We start from the raw sequence: 22321 nt of genomic DNA on the forward strand, positions 1-22321 counted from the left end.
TCTTGACAAGCTTGGATGTCTGATGAGATGTTTTGGTTAGGTCAATTAGCAGCTTCTCTGTTCTTGCGAAATCGGTCACCTTGAAGCAACTTAAGTTTTATATCTTTATTGAATCTTTCAGAAACACAAAAAAGAGCTACCCATTATTGGGGTAACTCTTCATAAAATCTAGTCTAACTTTTTGGGGTCACTATAATTTAGGGAGATTTTTATTAGAATTCTATATTTTCAACCGGGTCTTCCGGCAATTCACGCATTTCAATTTGTAAGCCTTCTTCTTGCCAGGCTTTTAAACCTGCCAGCTCTTCGTCGGTCACATAAATAGCAGAAGCAATTTTCTTGCGCCCTTTTGCATCTAGCGCACTGCTGAGTACCAGTCGCTCTATGTCTACCCCAGCTTCTAATAAGGTGAGGATATCTGCAACTGTCTCAACAATTAAAATTGCATTTTTACTTGGGTCTAGTTTAGGTAAGTTTTTGCTCGCTTTGTCAATCGATTTATAACGAACCACAATGTCATCATGAATGGACATTTCCATCAGGCCTTGCAAGGTCTTATCTTTGACTAAGTGATCATTGGCTATTAATACTAATTGTGAGTCTACATACTCACACCAACTCTCGGTTATTTGCCCATGGACAAAGCGGTGATCTACGATGGCTAATTTGACAGCCTGAGACATTATCTATTCTCCTTTAACTTTTAATCTCTAACACTGAAACGATTGTATTCTACGATAATTAGTCATAATGAGCAAGTATGGAATTGCTTCTCATTTAAGGATACCATTTATGCTAAATGCACAGAATTTATCTGAATGTTTAGTAATAAGTATAAGTATCATTTGAGGTTATAAGATGACTTATACAAATTAAAAGAAATACCCTAAGCTGTTATTGATTGTGGAGCTTTTATTGCTGCGTTTTATCGTAAAATAGATAAAAACTAGCCTAATAATTCCATTTAGGTTATAATAAACACAAATGAAAGAGAGGTGATATATTTGCGACACGAAATCCAAGAAACTACGACAAAATTAGTGCGGCCGACTGAATTATCGACGATTGATTTGTCTCAATTAACGAAACAAGCGATAAAGCTTAATAAGCAAAGCAGTGAGACGGTTTTCTATTTTGAGGAACCTGTTTATATCATCCCGCAAAGTGGCTTGGCCCAATTACTGTTTACGAAAGAATTGAATGAAGCAACCGTTTATGAAACTCAGTTACTTGAAACGGTGGTCTTTATTCAGGAGAAGGTATATTTCAACGCCTTAGCCTTGACGGCTGAAAGTCAGTTGACCCTTCTCCATCATAATAGCGCTAAGCCTCAACTGTTAAAAGCGAAAGTTCCATTAATAGCGAAGCATTTGCCCCAACATTCCAAACTGGAGACGATTTATGCGATTGAAAATCAAATCAAATCAAGTCAGACACAGTTTGAAGAACGTATTAGTCATTATTATAAATTAGTTATTGTTAGCCAAGGGCAATTAAACCATCATATTAATGGGCGGCATTATATTACGCAGAAAAATGACGCTATTTTATACCGACCCGGTGAAGTATATCAAGTGGAAACATCTGAGCAGAATATAACTCAATATTTATCCATTTTATTTCAAGCAAGTAATCTACCTGAGCATCTCTATGAACAAGTTCATCATCTCAGTCAAGAAGCCTTGCGTTTAGTGGACGATATTCATTTGCGCGCTAACTTGCAAGCTAATGATCGACCTTACCTGAATGATATGGTATATGCGAATGTCTATCATTTGCTGCTCTTACTCAGTGAACAAGGCAGTTCATCGGAGGATTCTGATAGTTCTATGGCTATGCGGGAAAACTATGAACGTGAACTATTTCAGGCGATGGCCACCTATATTGAGAATCATGTTGAAGAGAAGAACGAAGTGCAAGATTTGGTAGAAGAATTTGATATTTCTCGCTCTACTGTGCAAAGTCTTTTCAAGAAATATAGTCAACTTACGCCTAAGCAGTATATAAATCAAGTACGCCTGCAGCGTAGCAAGGACTTAATCCATGAATCAAGTCTAACCCTATCTGAGATTGCGCACGATTTAGGCTATGGCTCCATCCAATATTTCTCCAGAGCCTTCACAAAGGAGTTTGGCCTAACCCCCTCGGCTTATGCTAAGCGTATCCGCCAAGTTCAGCAGTAATTTAAAAATTATCTTAGGCAAAAACGGTTGAAGTAACTCAACCGTTTTTTTGGATGTTATAAAATAGCTTCTTCTGCTAAGACAAGATCTTCCAAGCGGGCATATAAATCAGCTGTCGTGAGTGATTTTATTGCTTGGCTGTCGTAATGGTCGACAATTTGCCCATGATGCATCACAATAATGCGATCGCTGAAGTTAAGGGCGTCTTGATGATGGTGGGTGATCATGAGTGTGGTTAAATCTTGCTCTTTAATCATAGTATGAGTCATTTCCATCACTTGGCGGGCAATCCGAGGGTCTAAAGCTGCTGTATGCTCGTCGAGCAGTAATAGTTTCGGTTGCTTAATGGTTGCCATAATGAGGGAAATAATTTGGCGTTGACCACCGGATAAGCTCCCGATGGGAACATCCATCCGATGCTCTAAATCCAAGCGGAAACTTGCGAGATACTCGCGAATATTATGATAGCGTTCCTGAGTTAGGGAAATGCCTAAACCACGACTTGCGCCCCGCTTTTGGGCAAGGGTTAAATTCTCAAAGACAGTCATCCGCGGAGCGGTTCCCATTGTAGGGTCTTGAAAGACGCGCCCAATATGCGCTGCTCGTTCAACTTGTGATAAGCCGTCCACTTGCTTGCCGTCTAAATAAATCGCACCAGAATCAATCGGATACTGTCCCGTGAGGCAATTGAATAAAGTTGATTTTCCTGCCCCATTGGTTCCTATAACCGCGATTACTTCTCCGGCTTGGATATCTAAACTCAGATTCTTCAAGCCGTGAATGGGGTCGCCGCTTCGACTCGGGAATTGTTTGTTAATCTGTTGAATGCTGACTTGTGTTTGTGGCATCTTAAATCCCCTTTCTCTGACGTAAGCGACGTTGAATGGAAGGCACGGCTAAGAAGATTGCGAGCACGGTTGCGGAAATAAGACGGAAGTCATTTGGATTAAAGCCGAGTCTTAGGACAAAGACCAGGATTAAGCGGTAAATAATCGCCCCAACAATTACCGTGCCTAAACGTTGGGATAGGCGCAATTCTCTACGGAACAACACTTCCCCAATGACAATCGCACTCATGGCAATTACTACGGTTCCAGAACCCATGGAAATATCTGAGAAGCCATTGGATTGAGCCACTAAAGCCCCACTGAGTGCAATAAGTCCATTGGCTAACATCAGGGCAAGTCTTTTGGTTTGATTGACTTTAATGCCTAAGGAAAGCGCCATTATTTCATTATCTCCGGTAGCAATTAAGGCTTGGCCTAAGTCCGTTCGGAAGAAATAGCCTAGTAAAGCAACCAGAATCACAACAAAGACCAAACCCAGCACTAATTTTTGCGTTGTCCCATTAGCAATCCATTGACTAATCGTATCATAAATCGTTTCAAAACCCCGCAAGCTTAAATTAGGCTTCTCCATAATGCGCAAATTAATCGAGTACATACCCGTTAAGGTGATAATACTACTTAATAAGCCTGGAATTTCAAAAAAGGTCGTCAACGCTCCGGTAATCCACCCAGCAAAGATTCCGGCCAAAATCGCCAGCAAGGTGGCTAAGACGGGATGCAAGCCCTGGGTGATCAAAAAGACTCCCAAAGCTGCCCCTGCCGTGAAGGAAGCTTCACTCGTCAAATCAGCGAAATTTAAGATACGAAAACTAATATAAAGGCCTAGCCCCATGATGCCCCATAAGACACCTTCTGCTACTGCGCTGTAATATACTTCCATAAAACTTACCCATCCTCAAATCTATGAATTTATTTCGCCAAATCAGTCGCTTCCCCTAATACATCTTCTGGAAGCGTCAAACCTAAACGTTCTGCTGTTTCAGAGTTGACGACAGTCGTTAAATCGGATACATATTCCACAGCTGTCTCGCTAATATTAGCGCCGTCGAGTAATTTTTGTAAGAAATCAGCTGCTTGTATGCCGATTTGCTTCTGACTCATGGCAACACCTGCTAAAGCGCCTTGTTCCACCATCACTTCAACACCCGTGTATACTGGTATACCTGCTGCATCACTAACATCTACTAAGGTTTCAAAGGCACTAGCAATCGTGTTATCAGATCCAACGTAGATAGCATCAACTTCATTAACTAAGCTTTGTGCAACCATTTGCATGTCCATGGCCGAGTCAATTCCTTCTAGGACGGTCTCAAAGCCAAGTGCTTCAGCAGCCGCTGCTGCATCTTCCATTTCTGTCAACGAGTTATCTTCACTCGTTGTATATAGTAAGCCAATTTTCTTCACATCAGGGGTAATGGCTTGAACGAGTTCGAATTGTACATCGAGTGGCACATAGTCGCTGATACCTGAGATATTTCCACCGGGTTGATCGAGGGAATCCACTAAATTAACTGAAAGCGGATCGGTTACACCAGTTAGAATAATTGGAATATCGCTCGTTTCATTCTGCACGGCTTGGGCTACCGGTGTGGTAATAGCAAAGATGTAATCAGGATTATTGGAGACAACTTGCTGGGAAATCGTGCTTAAAAGATTCATATCCCCTTCAGCATTCTGGTAGTCAAGGGTCATGTTCTCCCCTTCGATATAGCCATTCGCCTCAAGCCCTTCGATCACACCTTCGCGGATTAAATCTAGGGACGGGTGTGATACCAGCTGGATAATGGCTACGTTTAAATCTGTTTCTTCACTGGCATTGGCAACCGGAGCAGCGAAACTTGTGAAGGCTAAAACTAAGGCGAGTACGTATTGGATAATTTTCTTCATGATGATTCCTCTTTCTTTAAACTCAAAAAAACTAGCACACACTATGTGCTAGTTTTCCATAATACCACATAGTATGTTCTTAGACATCTACGTGGTAAACAATGTGCTGGCCACATAGATACAATCCCAGTGTACACTGAATTGGTTGTATCCATGGACATGCGCCAAGTTTACAACCTATCTATGCCAGTTTTGCCAGCGATATTCAATTGCAAAAACTTGTTTATGCATGTCAGTGGCTCCTCTCTCTTTTTGATATATTTATCTTATGGGATTGTTGTTACTTTGTCAAGTGGTTTATCATTAATTTTTCATTTTCTCTCATATCTGAGAGTCGCCTAATCGGTATTTTTAGTGTACAATATGCTTTGTAGCCTAATTTTAGGGAGGTTTTAAGATGTCATTTGATGGATTTTTTACCCGACAAATGCTTAATGAATTAAAGGAACAGCTTGTGGGCGGTCGTGTAAGCCGTGTTTTTCAGCCTTTTGAGCAGGAAATACATCTGGTTATTCGCTCGAAACGCCAAAATCACCGGCTGGTTGCTTCCATTCATCCAACATATTACCGACTGCATTTGAGTCAAGAGCGCCCAGCCAATCCCACCCATGCCCCAATGTTTGCGATGTTGCTGCGCAAGCATTTAGAGAATGCGAGTTTGTTAGATATTCAACAAATTGGCAATGATCGGGTTGTCCGTTTAATTTTTAGTGGGCGTGATGAACTGGGCGATTTGAAAAGTTACCACTTAATGATTGAATTAATGGGTCGGCATAGTAATATCGTCTTAGTAGATCCTAAGCGCGAAATCATTATTGATTGTATTAAGCATGTGCCTGCTTCCTTGAACTCCTACCGGACCCTTCAAGCCGGGGCAGATTACCGTTTACCGCCTAGCCAAGCGACCCAAACAAATATTACCACGCTTTCTGCTTATGATTTAAAGCAGTGGTGCCATTTACATGCCGAATCCTTAGCTGCTGGTGAAGGCTTCCGCATTATCCAAGGCTTGAGTAAATTAGCCGCCCAGGAAATTGCCCACACGATTCATACGAAAGAAATCTCGGCATATGATGCTGTCCAAGACTTTTTGGAAAAGTTGGCGGTTGGACCAGGCGTAATGATTGAAGCAGATAAACCAGTATTCTATGCCTTTGATTTGAGCTATATTGCTGGTGAACGTACGGCCTTTGATAATCTAAGCGCCTTGGTCGATGCCTACTATGCCCACCGAGTGCATACTGATCGGATTAAGCAGATGACCGGCAATATCATTCATCAATTGGAGCAAATTATTGCCCGCAATCAAACTAAATTAGAGCATTTAGCCAAAGATCGCCAAATTGCCGAGAACTCTGAAACTTACCGCATTTACGGCGAATTACTAAGTGCCTATGCCCATGAGGTAGAAAAGGGTCAGGCTATGGTGGCCTTGCCGAATTACTATGAGGAGAATGCCCCGCTAGATATTCCACTAGACCCGGCCAAGTCTCCGATTGAAAATAGTCAAAGTTACTTTAAGAAATACAGTAAATATCGGGATTCCTTAAAGTATATTGACAAAGAAACGGGCAAAGCCCGTCAGGAAATTGCCTATTTAGAAAGTGTGCTCGTTCAAATTGCCCAGGCGGATATTGAAGATATTGAGGATATTAAACAAGAATTACGGGAGGAAGGCTATCAAGCCCAGAAGCATGGCCAGACGAAAAAACGCTCTAAGACCAGCTCTAAGCCACGGCGCTATCGCTCTTCGGATGGGGTTATGATTTATGTCGGGCGTAATAATCACCAGAATGATGAACTCAGTCTGAAACGAGCCAGCAAGAATCATTGGTGGCTGCATACTAAGAATATTCCTGGTTCCCATGTCATCGTTGAATCCGATCGGCCGAGTGAGCAAACAATGCTTGAAGCTGCTGAAATTGCTGCCTATCATTCCAAGTCGCAATATTCAGCCAATGTACCGGTTGATACCGTCCAAGTGAAGCATTTGCGTAAGCCTAATGGCGCCAAGCCGGGCTTTGTGATTTATGAAGGCCAACAAACCTTATATGTGACCCCTGTAGAAAGCGCAATCAAGGCTAGGGAAGTAACTGACAATTAAAAAACTGACCGAATCAATCCTGGGTGGATAAATTCGGTCAGTTTTTGTCATTAGATTAATACTTCAAAAGCTTCGGTTAATTGTGGAATCACTTGTTTCTTGCGCGATACAACGCCTGGAAGGGTTAATTGATCTTGGCTAATGACTTGGTCAAACGCACCTTCGACTGCGCGACTTTGTTCACCGATCACTAAGGCGATGGAGTCGCTGTCTAAGATATCCGTGACAAGCAGGATGAATAAATCCAAATCAGCTGCCTTAGCTTCAGCGCGCATTGTATTAAGAATGGCTTCCTTGCGTTCGAGCACTTCATCGAAACCAACCGTGTTTACTTGGCCGATGCGGACATTGTAGCCTGCCATGTTGAAGTTTTTCGAATCAGATGACAGAATGTCTAAATCAGATTTATCGGTTAAGTTTGTCCCTGATTTCAGTAATTCAAGACCGTAAGTTTCTAAATCAACTTGCGCTAATTTAGCCAGTTCAATGGCAATATTCTGGTCTTCTTTAGTGGCTGTTGGTGATTTGAAAAGGAGTGTATCTGATATCACTGCTGAAAGCATCATTCCTGCAATTGAGGTTGGAATGTCGATGCCTTTTTCTTGGAACATCTTGTACAGTACGCTAGCGGTACAACCAATTGGCTCGCAGCGATAGTATAGAGGTTGAGCTGTCTCAAAGCCACTAATTCGGTGGTGGTCAACGACGAAATCAACTTCGACTGCTTCAATATCATCAACGGATTGTTGCGGCTCATTATGGTCAACGAGAGCCACGTGTTCTACTTCATTGCTGGCTGTTCGAATAACGCGGGGTGCTTCAATATTGAAAGTATCTAGCGCAAATTGCGTTTCATCATTAGGCGTTCCGAGTGCTACCGGCTCTGCTTCATAACCTAAGCGTTCCAAATAATAGCTCATGGCAATGGCGGAACCAATTGCATCGGTATCTGGATTTTTGTGTCCGAAAACTAAATATTTTGACATGAGATGCCTCCTGAAAAATTTATTATGCTGTTCTTTATTGTAGATGATTTTCGTGCGCTTGTCCATGTCTTATTCTTGTGAATCAGACTGATGCGCTTGTTCAAAGAGTTCGATTTGGTCGACATACATATCGAGCACTTGGCCTAAATCAGCTAGACCCGGTACTTCACTACCGTTGGTCAGACGCTCCGTCAGCTTCAAGGCGCCTGGTTCAAGCCTTTGCGTAGCTCCGGTATCACCTAGAATGCAAACCGGTAAATCAGGGGTTTGGACTGGTAAAGCCTTTAATACCCGGTGTGGATTCTTCTTGAGTTGCTTGTAAAGGAGGGTTCCGCGACTGCCCCGACTTGCTTCAGTAATTACCTCAAGGGCAAAATGTTTGAGATAGCCTCGTTGGGACAAGGCTAGGAGACTTGTTTGCCTACTTGGGGATGCAATTAGATTGGCTGCTGCGATGTAGTCGTCGTCTTTCAAGTTCATGGCCACAACCCCTTGGGCTTTCGGGCCATAGGTTGACACGTCACTTAAGGCGTAGCGTAAGCTGTATGAGCGGTGGGTGAGTAATACGATTTGCTCTGCTTCTGCCTGCCTACTCAAGGCAACTGAAATAAGCTCGTCCCCCTCATGCTTGAATTTCATCGCTTGAGCTGTTCGGGTGCGATAACTACGGTAAGTGACAAAATCCGCTAGGGGCGTTCGTTTGATCATGCCATATTTGGTTGTCAGAACGAGATGCATATCCGCATCGAGCTGACTTGGCTGTTCATCTAAGCCGAGGAAGGCTTGATATACCGCAATGACTTGTTCGCCGTCCTCTAATAAGTATTGTTGGGAGATGTGCGTACCTAAATCCTTCCAGCGGGCTTCAGGAATCTCATAGACCGGCAGATGGATGTAATTACCAAGATTGGTAAAGAGAATAATCGCATCATGGGTACTCAAACTTTCGACATAAAGGATATAGTCCAAATCACGCACACCCACATCATGAGCTTGACTGGACTGATAAGAACGTAAGCTAGAGCGTTTAATGTAACCTTCCTTCGAAACAGTGACCACCACTTCTTCTTCAGGAATTAACAAGCTCGTATCAATATTAATCTCTTCAATCGCCTCTTCCACTTGAGTTAAGCGCGGAGTACTATATTTCTTCTGCACTTCTTTCAGTTCTTGCACAATAACCTTATTTAAGGCGGCTTCACTCTTCAAAATCATTTCATACATTTGAATGCGCTCATTTAAGGCTAGGCGCTCTTCTTGCAGCTTCACCACGTCTGTATTGGTTAAGCGATAAAGTTGCAAGGAGACAATAGATTCAGCTTGGACTTGTGAAAAATCATACTGTTCTTGAAGGTTACGCTGGGCATCGCTGCGATTCTCGCTTGAGCGGATGGTTAAAATGACTTCATCTAAGATTGACACAAGGCGAATCAGGCCATCGACGATATGTAAGCGCCGTTCATCTGCTTCAAGCAAATACCGGGTCCGTCTGGTGATGACCTCTTGGCGATGTTCGATATAGGCAGCTAAGATACGCTCTAAGCCAACTAAAACCGGACGTAGTTGATCGATGGCAACCATATTAAAGTGGTAATTCGTCTGCAACTCCGTATTCTTAAATAAATAATTTAAGATACCTTCTGCGTCAATGTCACGTTTCAATTCGATGACCAGGCGTACTCCACTTCGGTCGGACTCATCGCGCACTTCGCTAATGCCATCAATCTTGCCTTGGATACGGATTTCATCAAGCTTCTGAATAAGCTTGGCCTTGTTCACTTCATAAGGGAGCTCGGTAGCAACAATTTGCGATTTATTCCCCCTCAGTGTTTCAATACTTGTCTTGGCCCGAACGACCAGCTTCCCTTGGCCAGTTGTATAGATATCCTTGAGGGCATCGGCCCCTTGAATAATCCCCCCAGTTGGGAAATCTGGCCCTTTGACAAATCGCAATAAATCCTCCAAGGTCGCATCATCATGTTCAATCTTATAAATAATCGCATCGATTACTTCTCCTAAGTTATGGGGCGGGATATCCGTTGCATAGCCAGCAGATATCCCTGTTGCGCCATTGACAAGCAAATTAGGGAACTTAGCCGGCAGAACTAAAGGCTCTTCTAAAGTATCATCAAAGTTTAAACCATGCTCTACTGTATCATAATCAATATCGGCCAATAATTCGGAAGAAATCGGAGCTAGGCGGGCCTCTGTATAGCGCATGGCAGCCGCTGGGTCCCCGTCCATACTCCCATTATTACCGTGCATGTCAATTAAAGGAATACGATTCTTCCAATCTTGACTCATACGGACCATCGCATCATAGACCGATATATCCCCGTGTGGATGGTAATTCCCAATAACATTCCCGACAGTCTTAGCAGATTTCCGGTAAGGGTTATCGGCCGTGTTGCGATCTTGGTACATCGCAAACAGAATACGGCGCTGGACAGGCTTTAAACCATCCCGAATATCCGGTAAGGCCCGGTCTTGAATAATATATTTAGAATAACGACCGAAACGATCGCCAATCACGTTTGAAAAGGATAGTTCTTCAATATGTTCTGTCGCCATCCTACTACTCACCTCCGAATAAATCTAATTGCTCAGGATCTTCCCCTGCTTCGACGGCTTCCTCAATGTTATCCGCCTGTTCAACTAACTTCTCTTCCACCTCGGGATGGTTAGCTGCTTGTTGATCATTTAATAAAGTATCTTCTTCATCCAAGGTGAAGCGTACATTACTCTCAATCCACTTGCGACGCGGCTCCACTTTGGTTCCCATTAAAGTCGTCAATTGGCGCTCATTGCTTGCAGCATCATCAATCGTGACCCGAATCAATAATCGGGTTTCTGGATTCATCGTTGTATCCCATAGTTGATCGGCGTTCATCTCACCTAAACCTTTGTAGCGCTGTAAGATATAGCCTTGGCCCATTTCCTTAGTCTTCTCTTTTAATTCTTGATCTGTCCAAGCATAGGCAATCTTTTCCTTCTTGCCTTTACCTTTAGAGATTTTATATAAAGGTGGCATGGCCAAATAAACCTTCCCAGCTTCCAAAAGAGGCTTCATATAGCGGTAGAAGAAAGTCAGTAAGAGAACTTGAATATGCGCCCCATCTGTATCGGCATCCGTCATAATGATAACTTTATCATAATTTGCGTCTTCCACGTTAAATTCATTGCCAACCCCGGCGCCAATGGTGTAAATCATCGTATTGATTTCTTCATTCTTCATAATATCCTGCAAGGAGGCTTTCTCAGTATTAATGACCTTCCCCCGCAGAGGCAAGATAGCCTGGTAACGGCGATCACGACCCAATTTGGCCGAACCGCCCGCCGAGTCCCCCTCCACTAAGTATAATTCATTCTTGGAGGCATCTTTAGATTGGGCTTTGGTTAATTTTCCAGAAATAAGACGCTCTTGTTGGGATTTCTTAGCTCCGGTCCGGGCTAAGTCGCGTGCACGTCTGGAAGCTTCCCGAGTTTCCCGGGCTTGAATGGCTTTACGCAGAATCATTTGTGCAAAGTTTCCATTCTCATTTAAGTAATTGGTCAGGAATTCATTAATGAAATTGTCCACAATACTCCGCGCTTTGGGGGTACCTAACTTCTCCTTTGTCTGGCCTTCAAATTGTAAATAGTTCTCCGGAATACGAATCGAAAGGACCGCTGTCAAACCTTCGCGAACATCACTACCTTCAAGATTCTTATCCTTTTCTTTCAATAGTCCACTTTGCCGGCCATACTCATTGAATGCCTTCGTCATTCCTGTCTTCATGCCTGTCTCATGTGTACCACCGCCGGAAGTACGGACATTATTGGCAAAAGAAAGAATAGTTTCTGAGTAACCATCATTGTATTGCATGGCGAAATCGATTTCAAAGCCTTCAATTTCAGTAGAAACGCTAGCAATATCGCCGAGCACATCTTTCTCTTCATTCAAATAAGCAATGAAATCCTTTAAACCGTTCTCATAGTGGTACACTTCATGGAAGACTTCCCCATCTTCATGGGTCGTTCGTTCATCAATCAGTTCAATCGCAAGGGCTTTCAATAAGAAGGCCGATTCACGAAGTCTTTCACAGATGACTGTTCGGTCAATTGTTCGTTGGCCGAAAATCTTTGCATCGGGCATGAAATGGACCTTTGTCCCGGTATCTTTACCTTTAATTTTCTGTTTCTTAAGTTTAGAGGCGGGTTGTCCCCCATCTTCGAAACGCATATGATAGGCATAGCCATCCCGGTGGATTGTCACTTCAAGCCAGCTGGATAAGGCGTTTACAACGCTGGCACCTACCCCGTGTAAGCCTCCTGCAGATTTATAGCCTCCTTGGCCAAATTTCCCGCCGGCGTGCAGCACGGTAAAGATTACTTGAACCGTCGGGACCCCACTGTCATGCATGCCCACAGGCATCCCCCGCCCATTATCTTGAATGCTGACGCTCCCGTCTTCATGCAAACGGACAATAATCCGGTCAGCAAAACCAGACAAGGCCTCATCTACTGAGTTATCAACGATTTCATACACCAGGTGGTGTAAACCACGTTGATCCGTGGAGCCAATATACATACCCGGTCGTTTGCGGACGGCTTCTAGACCTTCCAATATTTGAATGGCGTCATCGCCATAATTCATTAATGATTGCTTATCTGCCATCATCTCACCTCTTGTATCATTCTAGCGTATTTACTATATCAAACTTTTGTTCGTATGACTAATATTTTCCCCAGTCTTTCATAAATAATTAAGTATTTCCTGGAAATATGGTAAAATTAAGAAAACACACTGACAGGAGGTTTTCATATGAATGGGTGGGGAATTTTATATATTATTCTAGCATATTTAATTGGATCAATTCCAACGGGGGTTTGGTACTCCAAGACTCGTTATAAGGTCGATGTACGCACATTAGGGAGTGGTAACAGCGGCGGAACGAATGTTGGACGTAATTTCGGCTTTGCCTCGGCGGTCATTGTAATTGCCATAGATGTGCTGAAGGGTTGGATTCCCATGGCTGTCGCAAGGCATTCCTTTGCTGATCAACCGTGGATTATTATGCTGACAGCCCTTGCCTGTGTCATTGGCCATGCTTACCCAATCTGGGGAAATTTTCGTGGCGGAAAAATTGTTGCCACATCTATTGGCGTCTTACTTGGCTTTAATTTCTGGTTAGCCATCAGTCAAGTCCTCTTATTTGCCTTATGCCTTTTCTTAAGCAGTACAGTAAGTTTATCAGCCATGGCAAGTTATGGTATCGCCGTAGTGGCCATCTTCTTCCTCTATGAATCTTGGATTTATCGTATCGGCTTTCTAGCAATCTTTCTCTTCATGGTTTATCGCCACCGCTCGAATGTCGAACGCCTCATTCACAAACGCGAAAATCGCATTTCATGGGGCTTACGCTCGACCAAGAAATACCCTCAGGAAAAATCATCTTAAACCAACTTAAAAACACTGTCAACTATCCGCGTCGTTGCGAGGTAAGTTAACAGTGTTTTTTATGCTTTAATTAGACGTCTTTAGTAAACGTCATTGTATAGCCATGGGTCGCTAAGTCATTCGGTGCTAGCTGGAGGATGCTGTATTTCTCCGCGAATTCCCCACTAGCTTGGGTCGTGTCGGCGATGCCAGTCCAAGGCTCAATGCAGACAAATGGGGCCCGTTTAGGATAAGGTGACCAGATTCCCACAAATTCCATATGGCTTGGATTGACATTAATGGTAACGCCAGCAGGCTCATCACGCAGGACCATTTCAGTCTTCTGGTTAACTTGGTATACTAAGGCATCATCCTTAAAGTCATCATGCGTGAGATAAGTTTTGTCCATTCGTTCATATTTACTGGCAGTAGCATTGATTAAGCCGTCCTCAGTTAAAGGTAAGCGAGAATAAGGCCCTTCAGGGATAAATTCTAGGCTGACGCGATCAAACTCTTCAGTTGCTTCGTCTTGACTCACATTAAAAGCCGGATGTGCCCCTACACTGTAGTATAAGGCCGTCTCACTGGAAGGGTTTAACACTTCGTAACTGACCGTTACCGTATTTCCTTGGAGAATGTAGTTAATTTGAAAACTAAATTCGAAAGGATACTTTTCGAGCGTTGTGGCACTACTTTTCAAATAGAAACTGGCTGAGACATCGGTTTGATTTTGCAAAGTAAATTCCATATCCCGGGCAAAACCGTGCCGTGACATTTCATAAGTTTCCCCTGCAAACACCATCTGGCCGTCTTTGAGTGAGCCTACAATGGGGAAAAGGACAGGCGAGTGACGATTCCAATAGGCTGGATCGGCCTGCCAAATGTATTCATGTCCTGTTTCCTTATCTTGAATGGACGCAATTTCTGCCCCTTTAAGCTTTATTTGAACCACTAAGTGTTCGTTTTCAATCGTTACCATATAAATCCCCCTAGCATCTAATTATAGAATGAAATGACTTAAATCTCCGTCCCCGACGATTGGTTCTAAGCGGTCGCTAACATATTTCTCCGTTATTTCGATTTCGCCCATTTGCATATCAGGCGCTTCAAATAACAATTCATCCAAGACTGTTTCAATAATGGTGTGCAGGCGACGGGCGCCGATATTATCAGTAGTATCATTCAGCTCCACGGCGAAACGTGCCATGGCTTGAATTGCTTCCTCAGTGAAATGAACGTCGACACCATCCGTTGCCAGTAAAGCTTGATACTGCTTAATTAAGGCATTCTCCGGCTCAACGAGAATACGCACGAAGTCCTCTTCGTCTAGATCATCTAAATGCACCCGAATTGGGAAGCGTCCTTGTAGTTCTGGAATCAAGTCAGAAGGTTTAGCCACGTGGAAAGCACCACTTCCAATAAAGAGAATATAGTCTGTACTTATCATACCATACTTTGTTTGAATTTGGCTTCCCTCAACGATTGGTAATATATCTCGTTGAACCCCTTCCCGGCTCACTTGACCGCCTTGTTCATTCTTCGTCGCAATTTTATCAATTTCATCGATAAAAATAATGCCGCGTTCTTCTGCAATCTTTAAGGCTTGTTGGTTAATATCATCTTGGTTAACTAGTTTGTCCGCCTCTTCTTCCGTTAATAACTCAACTGCTTCTTTCACAGTGACCGTCCGCTCAACTTTCTTGGCTGGTGTTAAGGCATTTAACGAATCTTGCATGTCCATGAGTTGTTCCATAGCTGGATTAATGCTATTCATTTGCAACTTCTTCTCTTCCATTTGGATGGTTACTTCATGGTTATCGAGTTTGCCATCACGAATTTGCTGGCGGATTTGACGACGGCTGGCGGCAATTTCTTCTGTAACCTCTTCTTCCTCTTCCTCACCCTGTTGCAAGGCTTGCGGGTTCATTTGACGTAACATTGCCGCCCAATCACCCATGCCCCCGCTATTTTGATTATCTTTCTTTTTCTTAATGCCTGGTCTTAAGGCTTTAGCAACGCGTTCAATCGCTTTGGCTTCCGCCTCCTCATGAACTTCTTCGTGTTTTTGCCGTTTGACAATGCGACGGGCATCTTCAACTAAGTCGCGGACCATCGATTCAACATCCCGGCCGACATAACCAACCTCAGTATATTTCGTTGCTTCAACCTTGACAAAAGGTGCATCGGCAATATTAGCAAGGCGACGGGCAATTTCTGTTTTACCAACCCCTGTGGGTCCAATCATTAAGATGTTTTTCGGTTTAACTTCTTTTTGCATGGCGTCATCGAGCCGTAAACGGCGGATGCGGTTTTGTAGGCCGATGGCTACCGAGCGCTTGGCATCGGCTTGGCCGATAATATATTTATCTAAGGCATTGACGATTTCTCTAGGGGTAATATTGTGCTTCATGTATGACTCCACCTCTATGCTTTCTCTACGATGATGTTGTCGTTTGTATAGACATCGATTTCACTGGCGATTTGTAGGGCTTGGCGGGCAATTTCCTCAGCGGACATGTCACCGTGGCGAGCCATAGCGCGCGCTGCTGCTAAGGCATAATTTCCACCCGATCCGATGGTCAAGATACCATCATCTGGTTGAATGACTTCTCCCGTACCGCTCACAAGCAGTAAATCTTTATCATCCATCACAATCAAAAGGGCTTCCAGTTGCTGAAGGGAACGATCAGTACGCCATTGTTTAGCGACTTCAACGGCTGCCCGAGTTAATTGACCCTTATATTCTTGAAGCTTCTCTTCAAACATTTCGGATAAGGTAATCGCATCGGCCACCCCTCCTGCGAAACCGACGACGACTTTATCATCGTAAATACGGCGAAGTTTGCGAGCGCCACCTTTCATAATAACGGTCTCGCCCATGGTAACCTGTCCGTCACCGGCCATGGCTAATTCTTGATTTTTTTTCACTGCACAAATTGTTGTCATAATAACCTCCTATGATTTTCTCTTCGCCCGAGGATGCGCATTAAGGTAAGCTTGACGCAATTTATCCTTCGTGACGTGAGTATATATTTGAGTTGAACTTAAATTCTCATGTCCGAGCAGTTCTTGAACACTTCGCATATCTGCACCATGATTGAGCAGATGGGTCGCGAAGGTATGGCGTAATTTATGAGGATGAATGGTTAAATGAAGGGCTCCTTCGTCAATAATCCTTTGGAGAATGTAGCGAATTTGATCGGCATTCATTACCTCACCTTTATCTGAGAGGAAGACTGCATTACTAACAGCCTTACTTAAGGCCGCTAATTTCGGACGCTGTGCTTGTAGGTATAGCTGTAAGGTTTGACTTGCTTGGTCCCCTACAGGTATCATGCGTTCCTTGTCCCCTTTACCGATTACTCGGACGACTTGTAAGTCTAAATTAACGCGCTCTATGGTTAAACTTGTCAGTTCACTCACCCGCATGCCCGTGGCATACAGTAATTCAATGATAGCCAAATTACGGAGGGCATTGGGCTTTTGTGAAGCAGCTGCCGCATTTAAAATCGCTTCCATTTCATTCTCATAGAAAAACTCGGGAAGACGCTGATCTCGCTGATTAAATTGAATCAGTTCCATTGGATTCTGGCTTAGCCATTCTTCTCTTACCGCAAATTTAAAGAAAGATCGTAAACTTGATAGCTTTCTGGCAATGGTTGAACGGGCCAATTGCCGCTCGTTCAAATGCGCTAAATACAAGCGCATATCACGGTAAGTCAATGATTCAATCCTTGTGTCTCCAGAGTTTTGTAGGAAATTGAAGAATTCAATTAAATCTGTGCGATAGGCCTTAACCGTCTCTTTGGAGTATCGCCTCTCGCTTTCTAAATAGCGCAGAAATAAAGCAATGTGTTTCTCGTACTGCATCTGAGCTATCACGTTCCTTTCATTTTTCTCAATCAATCCTAATACTGATTATAATATACAGACCAAGCCCTTGTCATTCGAAAAGGTCAAAATAGGACAGAATTCATAATTTATTCACGACTTAAACTAAATTAAGGCAAAATTACGTACCCACCCAAAAGAAAAAAGCTACCACTGATGGGTAGCTTTTAGATAGCTCGTTCACTTCGTTTCGCTTAGTCTTTGGATGTATCTGCAGATAAACCAGCCATAGTAATGTAGTTGTAAGGCTTGTTGAAGTGAGGTAAGAAGAAGATATCTAAGAGACCTAATTGATCGACAGTGATGTCTTCTTGAATCGCTAATGAGAACATATGGATTAATAAGGATACATCATGTGTTGAAGCGATTTGGGCACCTAAAATACGGTTTGTGCCATTTTCATAAACGATGCGTAATTTAACTTTGTCGTTTTCTGGCATGAATTCTGGTAATTGGTTATCTTCGTAATCAACATATTTCGCATCAAGACCGAATTTCTCGCAAGCTTTTAATGAGAAGCCTGTTGAGACAAGTTTCAAGTCGTAGATGTTGATACCGTTTGAACCTTGGATACCAGCGCCTTCTAATTCTGTACCTAAGATGTTTGTAGCAGCGACAACACCTGAGCGAACTGCGTTCGAAGCTAAGGCGATATAGTTCGCTTCTTTGGTTACGTTTGAGTAGTTCGTCGCACAGTCACCGATGGCATAAACGTTATCGTCGTTTGTCTTGAAGGTGCGGTCAACTAAGTATGCACCGTTACCGAAGCGGTCTAAGTGACCTTCGCCAAATACGGCATAAGGACGGAAACCGATACAGTTGATAATAACGTCTGCTTCGTAAGTCCCTTTATTTGTCTTCAAGCCTGTAACTTTGCCGTCTTCACCAAGATACTCTTCTGCCAATTCGCCGAAGTGTGTATCAATGCCATGTTCGCGTAAGTTTTCGTCCATCAATTCTGCGAACTCTGGGTCATAGTAGCTAGCAAGGGAAGTAGCTTCCGCATCAAAGATCGTTACGTCTTTACCGCGACGTTGGGCTGCTTCAGCGATTTCCACACCGATGTAACCTGCACCGATGATTAAAACTTTCTGGTTATTTTCATCAGCAAAGGCTTTATCAACTTCTTGGCCTTCTTGGAACAGTTTCAAGAAGTGGATACCTTCTAAATCTTTACCTGGTAGGTTTGGTGCGATTGGTTGAGAGCCCGTTGCGATAATTAATTTATCGTAAGACTCTTCAATTTTCTCACCGTCTTTAGTTTCAGCAACAAGGCTTTGAGCATCAAAATCAATATCTTTTACTTCCGTTTCAATATAGATTTTAGCTCCCTTAGCTTCAAAGTCTTCTTTATTTGTATAGAAAAGACCATCGTAACCGTCAATTTGACGACCTACCCAAAGTGCAGTCCCGCATCCTAGGTAAGATAAGTTTGAGTTACGTTCAATCATTACCACTTCAACGTCTTGACCACTGTCTAATAAAGTATTTGCTGCAGCAATCCCTGCATGATTTGTACCAACAATAACAACTTTCATTCCATTTCCTCCTTGTTAAAACTCTTGCAAGTTTGATTAATTTAATTATAACAAAGAATAAAATATTTGAAAGTCTTTGCACATTCGACAAAACGCTAAAAAACAAGCTTTATAAGGTATTATGAAATTATATAAAATCAACTTGTGAAATAAAAAATTTTTATGCATTAAGCGTTTTCAATAATATTTAAAAGAGCAAACTTATGCAAAAACCCCTCAAATTCCAATCATAAAGCCATTTATGGTCCTGAGCATAAAACTTGCATTGGCTAAATTGAGTCAATTTTACGACGACGATAGGCCCCTTTTTTCACAAGCAATAAAAACCTCCAGGCTTAACTCTGGAGGATCGTGATAAGCTTATTCTATTGAACGAGGTCTTCTTCGTAGTCACAGTTACTACATTTCACCTGGCTACCTTTGCGACTGGTCTTCTCAATGAGATAGTGATCACATTTCGGACAATTACGGCCCACAGGTTTATCCCAGGAAGCGAAATCACATTCAGGATAGCGATCGCAGCCATAGAAGATACGGTTCTTCTTCGACTTGCGCTCGACGACTTCCCCTTTGCCACAGGTTGGGCAGGTCACGCCGATTTTCTTGACGATAGCTTCCGTATGGCGGCAATCCGGGAAGCCACTACATGCATAGAATTTGCCGTAGCGACCAATTTTGATGACCATGGGCTTACCGCACTCAGGACAGTCAAAGCCAGCTGGTTCATCCTTAATTTCAATCTTCTCCATGCCCTCTTCTGCCTTATCCAAATCCTTGGCGAAACTTGAGTAGAATTCATCTAAGACGGAGACCCACATGCGTTTGCCTTCTTCGATGTCGTCAAGTTCATCTTCAAGACCGGCCGTAAATTCGACGTTGACAATTTGAGGGAAGAATTCTTCCATGACATTATTGACAATTTCCCCTAATTCCGTCGGTTCGAAACGTTTAGCAACCATCTTGACGTAGTAGCGCTTGCGCAGAGTTTCTAAGGTTGGTGCGTAAGTAGACGGTCGACCAATACCTAATTCTTCCATCGTTTTAACCAAGCTTGCTTCATTGTAGCGGGCTGGTGGCTGGGTAAAGTGCTGGGTAGGCTCAATGGTGTCAATTTTAACATCGTCTCCCACGGATAAATCGGGTAAGTAATTATCTTTACTCGATTGTGCCGGCTTATACACCTTCATATAGCCTTCAAACTTTATGCGTTGGCCATTCGCACGGAAGGTTACATCGTTTTGTTCAATGTCTGCCCGAATAGTATCAAAAACCGCATCAGTCATCTGACTAGCAACAAAACGGGCCCAAATAAGTGCATATAAGCGGAATTGATCTTTGCTCAACTTATCTTTAATCGATTCCGGTGTAATTGTCACATCCGATGGGCGAATTGCCTCGTGGGCGTCCTGTGAGCCAGCACTCGCTTTACCGCGTTGACCGGCACCGAGAAAGTTCTTGCCGTAAGTATCTTCAATGTACGTCGCAGCTGCTTGGCGCGCTGTTGGCGAAATACGGGTGGAGTCGGTACGCATGTAGGTAATCAAACCAACCGTTCCGCCCCCAATCGCAACCCCTTCGTAAAGCTGTTGGGCGACCATCATGGTCTTACCAGCTCGGAAGTTAAGGCGATTCGATGCTTCCTGTTGCATCGTACTCGTTGTAAAAGGTGCATAAGGTTTACGGCGACGCTCTTTCTCCACGATATCTTTGACGGTAAAGGTCGCATTCGTATCGATGCGGTCCATAATGTCTTTGACCGCCGCTTCATTCTCGAGTTTCAACTTCTTGCCTGACAAGCCGTAAAAGTCTGCCTCAAATTTCGAACGGCCCTTCTTAAACTTCGTTGGAATGGTCCAATATTCTTCAGGCTTGAAATTGCGAATTTCCTTTTCGCGGTCAATGATTAATTTTAAAGCGACGGATTGGACCCGGCCGGCGCTGAGGCCTCCTTTGATTTTCTTCCAGAGCAAAGGCGAGATCGAGTAGCCGACAACCCGGTCTAGAATCCGCCGTGCTTGTTGGGCATCGACTAGATCCATGTCAATTTTGCGTGGCTCTTTGAAGGCCTCTTTGACCGTATCCTTCGTAATTTCATTAAAGACGACGCGATTTTCTGCATCGGGGTCTAGTTTCAGCAGATGACTTAAATGCCAAGCAATGGCTTCTCCCTCGCGGTCCGGGTCGGCTGCTAGGTAGACATTCTCGGCCTTATTGGCAAGCTTGCGCAGTTCTTTGACAGTATCCCCTTTACCACGAATGGTGATGTAATGAGGCTCGAAATTATTCTCGATATCGACACCCATCTTACTTTTAGGTAAATCACGCAAGTGCCCCTTGCTGGCAACCACCTTATAATTCCGGCCAAGATAACGGCCGATTGTTTTAGCTTTTGTTGGCGACTCAACAATGACTAAGTTCTTATATGCCAAACTTATTTCATCCTTTCAACGTTTCTATCTATAGTAAGGCGTTTATTCCTGCGCCCAATTTCAAAATCGTTACAATATTAGTCGAAAGATTGCTATCTGTCAAACAATAAATTCCTTTTATATGTGACCTTGATTTTGAAATAATTCTGCCAACTCCCAAATCGTCTGACCTACAGATAGAATGGGACGTGCTCCTGCAGCAATAAGTTCATTACAGCCGCTCGATTGGCTATCCTTGATTCTGCCAGGTAAGGCGAATACTTCGCGATTCTCTTGCAAGGCATAATTAGCCGTAATCAAGCTACCGCTTTTCTTCGCAGCTTCGATGACCAAGGTTGCTGGACTAATCCCAGCTACTAAGCGGTTGCGCAGAACGAAATGATGCCTTTGGGCGAGACTGCTGGGCAAATATTCACTAATAACTAAATGATGCTGGCCAAGTTGCTCTTGCATGGCCCGATGCTCCTTAGGGTAAACTTGCTGGATGCCGGTTGGAATAATCGCAATAGTGGTTTTATTACCTGCTTCGATAGCTGCTTGGTGAACCGTCGAATCGATGCCATGCGCTAAGCCAGAAACGGCTATCCAGTTTTGCTTAGCAAATTCTTTAATAAAAGCCTTAGTCACTTCCGCTCCATAAGGTGTCATTTTGCGCGTTCCTACAATTGAAACTTTAGGTCGCTGAAGCATGGATAGATCCCCGGCATAAAAGAGCACCAGGGGCGGCTGAGCCGTCTCGTACCACAACTTCGGATAAACCGCTTCACCGATAATAAAGACTTGTTGACTCAGTTCCAGAAGTGAATCATAGCAATCAGCAACCTTGAAGAAATTTACCATTCGATAGCCTCCATCAGCTCCGGGAATCGAACGAAGCATCCGCTGACAGTCCGCCAAACTGGCCGGTTCCGAATGATCGCCTTTGGCGCAAGCCTGCAGGTATTGCATTTGCCATTTGTAAGTAACTCCACAAGAGACGAGATACACAAGTTGTTCTTTTAAAGTAATTTCCAATTTTATCACCTCATAATAATAT

The 22321-nt window shown here is 43.4% G+C and carries 17 protein-coding genes; 3 read left to right on the top strand and 14 right to left on the bottom strand.

The window, feature by feature from the left end:
* Window positions 1-212: 212 nt before the first annotated feature.
* Entirely contained in the window at window positions 213-683 is a 471-nt protein-coding gene (locus CL176_RS05905) for a PTS sugar transporter subunit IIB (RefSeq protein WP_118990461.1), read from the bottom strand.
* A 321-nt stretch (window positions 684-1004) separates the two neighbouring features.
* Here CL176_RS05905 and CL176_RS05910 point away from each other — a divergent pair, with 321 nt between their 5' ends.
* Window positions 1005-2183 (top strand): helix-turn-helix domain-containing protein, encoded by a 1179-nt coding sequence (locus tag CL176_RS05910; RefSeq protein WP_162890851.1) that lies wholly within the window; start codon window positions 1005-1007, stop codon window positions 2181-2183.
* Between the two features lie 56 nt (window positions 2184-2239).
* Here the strand turns inward: CL176_RS05910 and CL176_RS05915 are convergent, their stop codons facing one another.
* The 3 genes from CL176_RS05915 to CL176_RS05925 are packed head-to-tail and all read right to left on the bottom strand — an operon-like array spanning window position 2240 to window position 4918.
* On the bottom strand, window positions 2240-3031 hold the full coding sequence (locus tag CL176_RS05915) for an ABC transporter ATP-binding protein (protein WP_118990463.1): 792 nt from the start codon (window positions 3029-3031) through the stop codon (window positions 2240-2242).
* A 1-nt stretch (window position 3032) separates the two neighbouring features.
* Window positions 3033-3911: an ABC transporter permease gene (locus tag CL176_RS05920; protein ID WP_118990464.1), complete on the bottom strand. Its 879-nt coding sequence runs from the start codon at window positions 3909-3911 to the stop codon at window positions 3033-3035.
* A 29-nt stretch (window positions 3912-3940) separates the two neighbouring features.
* On the bottom strand, window positions 3941-4918 hold the full coding sequence (locus CL176_RS05925) for an ABC transporter substrate-binding protein (protein ID WP_118990465.1): 978 nt from the start codon (window positions 4916-4918) through the stop codon (window positions 3941-3943).
* Between the two features lie 397 nt (window positions 4919-5315).
* On the opposite strand from CL176_RS05925, the gene CL176_RS05930 reads away from it, so the two are divergent.
* Window positions 5316-7022, top strand: coding sequence for an Rqc2 family fibronectin-binding protein (locus tag CL176_RS05930; protein ID WP_118990466.1), 1707 nt, complete (start codon window positions 5316-5318; stop codon window positions 7020-7022).
* A 50-nt stretch (window positions 7023-7072) separates the two neighbouring features.
* Here the strand turns inward: CL176_RS05930 and CL176_RS05935 are convergent, their stop codons facing one another.
* From CL176_RS05935 to parE, 3 genes are all read right to left on the bottom strand, one after another.
* Window positions 7073-8008, bottom strand: coding sequence for a manganese-dependent inorganic pyrophosphatase (locus CL176_RS05935; protein ID WP_118990467.1), 936 nt, complete (start codon window positions 8006-8008; stop codon window positions 7073-7075).
* A gap of 69 nt (window positions 8009-8077) precedes the next feature.
* Complete coding sequence (gene parC / locus CL176_RS05940; RefSeq protein WP_118990468.1) at window positions 8078-10579, bottom strand: DNA topoisomerase IV subunit A; 2502 nt, start codon at window positions 10577-10579, stop codon at window positions 8078-8080.
* Between the two features lie 4 nt (window positions 10580-10583).
* On the bottom strand, window positions 10584-12668 hold the full coding sequence (parE, locus tag CL176_RS05945) for a DNA topoisomerase IV subunit B (RefSeq protein ID WP_118990469.1): 2085 nt from the start codon (window positions 12666-12668) through the stop codon (window positions 10584-10586).
* 144 nt (window positions 12669-12812) lie between these two features.
* Between parE and plsY the strand changes: the two genes are divergently transcribed.
* On the top strand, window positions 12813-13448 hold the full coding sequence (gene plsY / locus CL176_RS05950) for a glycerol-3-phosphate 1-O-acyltransferase PlsY (RefSeq protein WP_118990470.1): 636 nt from the start codon (window positions 12813-12815) through the stop codon (window positions 13446-13448).
* A 70-nt stretch (window positions 13449-13518) separates the two neighbouring features.
* Here plsY and CL176_RS05955 read toward each other — a convergent pair whose 3' ends face one another.
* From CL176_RS05955 to dprA, 7 genes are all read right to left on the bottom strand, one after another.
* Entirely contained in the window at window positions 13519-14406 is an 888-nt protein-coding gene (locus tag CL176_RS05955; RefSeq protein WP_118990471.1) for an aldose 1-epimerase family protein, read from the bottom strand.
* Between the two features lie 21 nt (window positions 14407-14427).
* The gene (gene hslU, locus CL176_RS05960) at window positions 14428-15837 is read right to left on the bottom strand and encodes an ATP-dependent protease ATPase subunit HslU (RefSeq protein ID WP_118990472.1); all 1410 of its coding nucleotides are present in this window, start codon (window positions 15835-15837) and stop codon (window positions 14428-14430) included.
* 14 nt (window positions 15838-15851) lie between these two features.
* Entirely contained in the window at window positions 15852-16373 is a 522-nt protein-coding gene (gene hslV / locus CL176_RS05965; RefSeq protein WP_118990473.1) for an HslVU peptidase proteolytic subunit, read from the bottom strand.
* Window positions 16374-16382: 9 nt separating this feature from the next.
* Window positions 16383-17297: a tyrosine recombinase XerC gene (xerC, locus tag CL176_RS05970; protein ID WP_118990474.1), complete on the bottom strand. Its 915-nt coding sequence runs from the start codon at window positions 17295-17297 to the stop codon at window positions 16383-16385.
* 215 nt (window positions 17298-17512) lie between these two features.
* On the bottom strand, window positions 17513-18856 hold the full coding sequence (nox, locus tag CL176_RS05975) for a H2O-forming NADH oxidase (RefSeq protein ID WP_118990475.1): 1344 nt from the start codon (window positions 18854-18856) through the stop codon (window positions 17513-17515).
* 365 nt (window positions 18857-19221) lie between these two features.
* Window positions 19222-21285: a type I DNA topoisomerase gene (gene topA / locus CL176_RS05980; protein ID WP_118990476.1), complete on the bottom strand. Its 2064-nt coding sequence runs from the start codon at window positions 21283-21285 to the stop codon at window positions 19222-19224.
* Window positions 21286-21402: 117 nt separating this feature from the next.
* Window positions 21403-22299, bottom strand: a complete 897-nt coding sequence (dprA, locus tag CL176_RS05985; protein ID WP_118990477.1) for a DNA-processing protein DprA — start codon at window positions 22297-22299, stop codon at window positions 21403-21405.
* Window positions 22300-22321 lie beyond the last annotated feature (22 nt).

This window comes from Suicoccus acidiformans (assembly GCF_003546865.1).
Lineage (GTDB): Bacteria > Bacillota > Bacilli > Lactobacillales > Aerococcaceae > Suicoccus > Suicoccus acidiformans.